Consider the following 3,750-nt stretch of genomic DNA (forward strand, 5'->3'; position numbering starts at 1 on the left):
CCCCGCACGTCCGCGCCTCGCACGTCCGCCCCTCGCACGGGGTCACCACGCTCGGGGGCGCGACGTCACACGGTGCGGTACGGACTTGTGAGTGAGCACTCACTCACGTAGGGTGCCCCACGTGAACCCCTCCGTAGCCCCGGGCTCCGTACCCCCCGGCTCCGTACCCCCCGGCTCTGCGGCCCGCCCGCGGCGCGCGGCCCCGCTGAGCCTCGAGGAGCGGCGAGCGTCCGTGCTCGCGGCCGCCGTCCCGCTGCTGCTCGAGCGCGGGCTCGACGTGTCGACGCGTGACCTGGCCACCGCGGCGGGTGTCGCCGAGGGGACGCTCTTCCGGGTGTTCCCGGACAAGGCGTCCCTCGTGCGTGCCGCCGTCGGCCAGGCGCTCGACCCGACGGACCTCGTCGAGCAGATCGGCGCGGCCCACGGCCCCGACCTGCGCCGAAGCCTCACCCTCGCGATCGCGACGGTCCTGGACCGCGGCCGGACGGTGAGCTCGCTGCTCGCCGTCGTGCACCAGCTGCCCCGGGGCACCGAGGCCGGCGCGGACGAGGGTCGGCACCACCACCCTGCGCACGGCCCCGTCGTGCCGGGACCCGGCGGCCACGGCCCGGCGGCCCACGGCGCTGGCCGGCACCCGGCCCAGGCGATCGTCGAGGCGCTCACCGCCCTGCTCGAGCCCCACGCCGCGGCCCTGCGCCAGCCCCCCGCCGTATGCGCCCGGCTCGTCGTCGCCGTCGCCCTCGGCGCGGCACGGCCCGGCGCGCCCGACCCGACCCTGCCCGCCGCGGCCCTCGTCGACCTCCTGCTCGACGGCCTGCTCGCCCCCTCGGCCCCTCACCACCCGGAGACCTCATGCTGATGCGTCTGCTGCGCACGTCGTTGCGCCCGTACGCCACACCCCTGACGATCGTGCTGCTGCTCCAGCTCGCGCAGTCGATCGCCAACCTCTTCCTGCCCAGCCTCAACGCCGACATCATCGACGAGGGCGTGGTCAAGGGGGACACAGCGACGATCCTGCGCATCGGCGGCGTCATGCTGCTCGTCACCCTCGGGCAGGTGGCCGCATCGATGACGGCGGTCTACTTCGGGGCGAAGATCGCCATGGGGCTGGGCCGGGACGTGCGGGCGGCGGTGTTCTCGCGCGTGCAGGACTTCTCGGCGCGCGAGGTCGGGCGGTTCGGTGCGCCGACGCTCATCACGCGGACGACCAACGACGTCCAGCAGGTGCAGATGGTCGTCATGCTCAGCCTCACGATGCTCGTCGCGGCGCCCGTCATGGCGGTGGGCGGCGTCATCATGGCCCTGCGCGAGGACGTCGTCCTGTCGCGGCTGCTGCTGCTCGTCATCCCGGTGCTGCTCGTCGTCGTGGGCTTCATCGTGGCCCGCATGCGGCCGCTGTTCCGGGTCATGCAGGTGCGGATCGACGGGATCAACCGGGTGCTGCGCGAGCAGATCACCGGCATCCGGGTCATCCGCGCGTTCGTCCGCGACGACCATGAGCGCGAGCGGTTCGCCGACGCCAACGACGAGCTGCGCACCGTGGCCGTCGGGGTCGGCCGGCTGATGGCCCTGATGTTCCCGCTGGTCATGCTCGTCATGAACGTCACGAGCGTCGGGGTCCTGTGGTTCGGCGGCATGCGGATCGACGAGGGGTCGATGCAGGTGGGCGCCCTGACGGCGTTCCTGTCCTACATCATGCAGATCCTCATGTCCGTGCTCATGGCGACCATGATGTTCATGATCGTCCCGCGGGCAGAGGTCAGCGCGGAGCGGATCATGGAGGTGCTCGACACGCAGTCCACCGTGGTGCCGACCGACGAGCCGGTCACCGAGCTCGTCGGCGCCGGCTACCTCGAGCTGCGCGACGTGGACTTCCGCTATCCGGGGGCAGAGGACTCGGTGCTGCGCGGCGTGAGCCTCGCGGCGCAGCCTGGCGAGACCACCGCGATCATCGGCTCGACCGGGGCGGGCAAGACCACCCTGCTCAACGTCATCCCGCGGCTCATGGACGTCAGCGAGGGCGCGGTGCTCGTCGACGGCGTCGATGTGCGCGACCTCGCGCTCGACGTCCTGTGGTCGAAGATCGGCCTCATCCCGCAGAAGCCGTTCCTCTTCACCGGGTCCGTGGCGAGCAACCTGCGCTACGGCCGGCCCGAGGCCACCGAGCCCGAGATGTGGCACGCGCTCGAGGTGGCCCAGGCCGCCGGGTTCGTGCGCGAGATGGGTGGTCTCGAGGCCGAGATCGCCCAGGGCGGCTCCAACGTGTCCGGCGGGCAGCGGCAGCGGCTCGCGATCGCCAGGGCGCTGGTCCGCAAGCCGGAGATCTACCTGTTCGACGACTCGTTCTCGGCGCTCGACTTCGCGACGGACGCGGCGCTGCGCCGTGCGCTGGCGCCCGAGACCCGCGAGGCGACCGTCGTCATCGTCGCCCAGCGGGTGAGCACGATCCGGCACGCGGACCGGATCATCGTGCTCGACGCGGGCGAGGTGGTGGGCGTCGGCACCCACGCCGAGCTCATGGCGGGCAACGAGACCTACCGCGAGATCGTCCTGTCCCAGGTGACCGAGAGCGAGGCGGCATGAGCGCGCACCAGGGCGCCCCGGGCGCCAACCGTCCCGCACCGCCGCCCGGCGGGATGGGGCACGGCCCGATGGGTCGGATGGGCATGCCGACAGCCAAGGCCACGGACTTCCGCGGCTCGATGCGTCGCCTGCTCGGCACGCTGCGGCCCGAGCGTGCCGTCATCGGCGTCGTGCTCGTCCTCACGGCCGTGAGCGTCTTCCTCAACGTGCTCGGGCCCAAGATCCTCGGCCGGGGCACCGACCTCATCTTCGCCGGCGTCGTCGGGCGGATGCTGCCCGCCGGCACGAGCCAGGTCGAGGCCGTCGAGGGGCTGCGCGCCCAGGGCCAGGACCAGCTCGCCGACATGCTCGCCTCGATGGACGTCGTCCCGGGGCAGGGCCTCGACCTCGACGCGCTCGGTGCGGTGCTCCTGACGGTCGTCGCGCTCTACGCCGGCGCCTCGCTGTTCGGCTGGGTCCAGGGGTGGTTGACCACCGGGCTGGTCCAGCGGACCGTCTACCGGATGCGCCAGGAGGTCGAGGAGAAGCTCGGCCGGCTGCCGCTCGCCTACTTCGACACGCACGCTCGCGGCGACGTGCTCTCGCGCGTGACCAACGACATCGACAACCTCGCGATGACCATGCAGCAGGCGCTGAGCCAGCTCATCACCGCGTTGCTCACCGTGGTCGGCGTGCTCGCGATGATGTTCTGGATCTCCTGGGAGCTGGCGCTCATCGCCCTGGTGACCATCCCGCTGTCCGCCGTGCTCGTCATGCAGATCGCGAAGCGCTCCCAGCCGCAGTTCGCGGCGCAGTGGAAGCGCACGGGCACGCTCAACGCCCACATCGAGGAGATGTTCACCGGCCACGCGCTGGTCAAGGTCTTCGGTCAGCAGGCGCACGCCAAGGAGGTCTTCGCGACGGAGAACGACGCGCTGTACGACGCGTCGTTCAAGGCGCAGTTCATCTCCGGGCTCATCCAGCCCGCGATGATGTTCATCTCCAACCTCAACTACGTGGCGATCGCCGTCGTCGGCGCCCTGCGCGTCGCGTCGGGGACCATCTCGCTGGGCGACGTCCAGGCCTTCATCCAGTACTCGCGGCAGTTCACCCAGCCGATCACCCAGGTGGCCTCGATGGCCAACCTGCTGCAGTCCGGCGTCGCCTCGGCCGAGCGGGTCTTCGAGC

3 protein-coding genes are annotated in these 3,750 nt (G+C 71.7%); all 3 read left to right on the forward strand.

What is annotated here, in order from left to right; translation table 11 throughout:
* Positions 1-121 precede the first annotated feature (121 nt).
* The gene (locus PKY62_RS07445) at positions 122-859 is read left to right on the forward strand and encodes a TetR/AcrR family transcriptional regulator (RefSeq protein WP_324536075.1); all 738 of its coding nucleotides are present in this window, start codon (positions 122-124) and stop codon (positions 857-859) included.
* Positions 853-2,583, forward strand: coding sequence for an ABC transporter ATP-binding protein (locus PKY62_RS07450; protein WP_324536076.1), 1,731 nt, complete (start codon positions 853-855; stop codon positions 2,581-2,583). The genes PKY62_RS07445 and PKY62_RS07450 overlap by 7 nt, the downstream gene beginning before the upstream one ends.
* A partial coding sequence (locus PKY62_RS07455; RefSeq protein WP_324536077.1) for an ABC transporter permease occupies positions 2,580-3,750 on the forward strand: 1,171 nt, incomplete at its 3' end. The genes PKY62_RS07450 and PKY62_RS07455, both read left to right, overlap by 4 nt.

It is taken from the genome of Actinotalea sp., assembly GCF_035443605.1.
Classification (GTDB): Bacteria; Actinomycetota; Actinomycetes; order Actinomycetales; family Cellulomonadaceae; genus Actinotalea.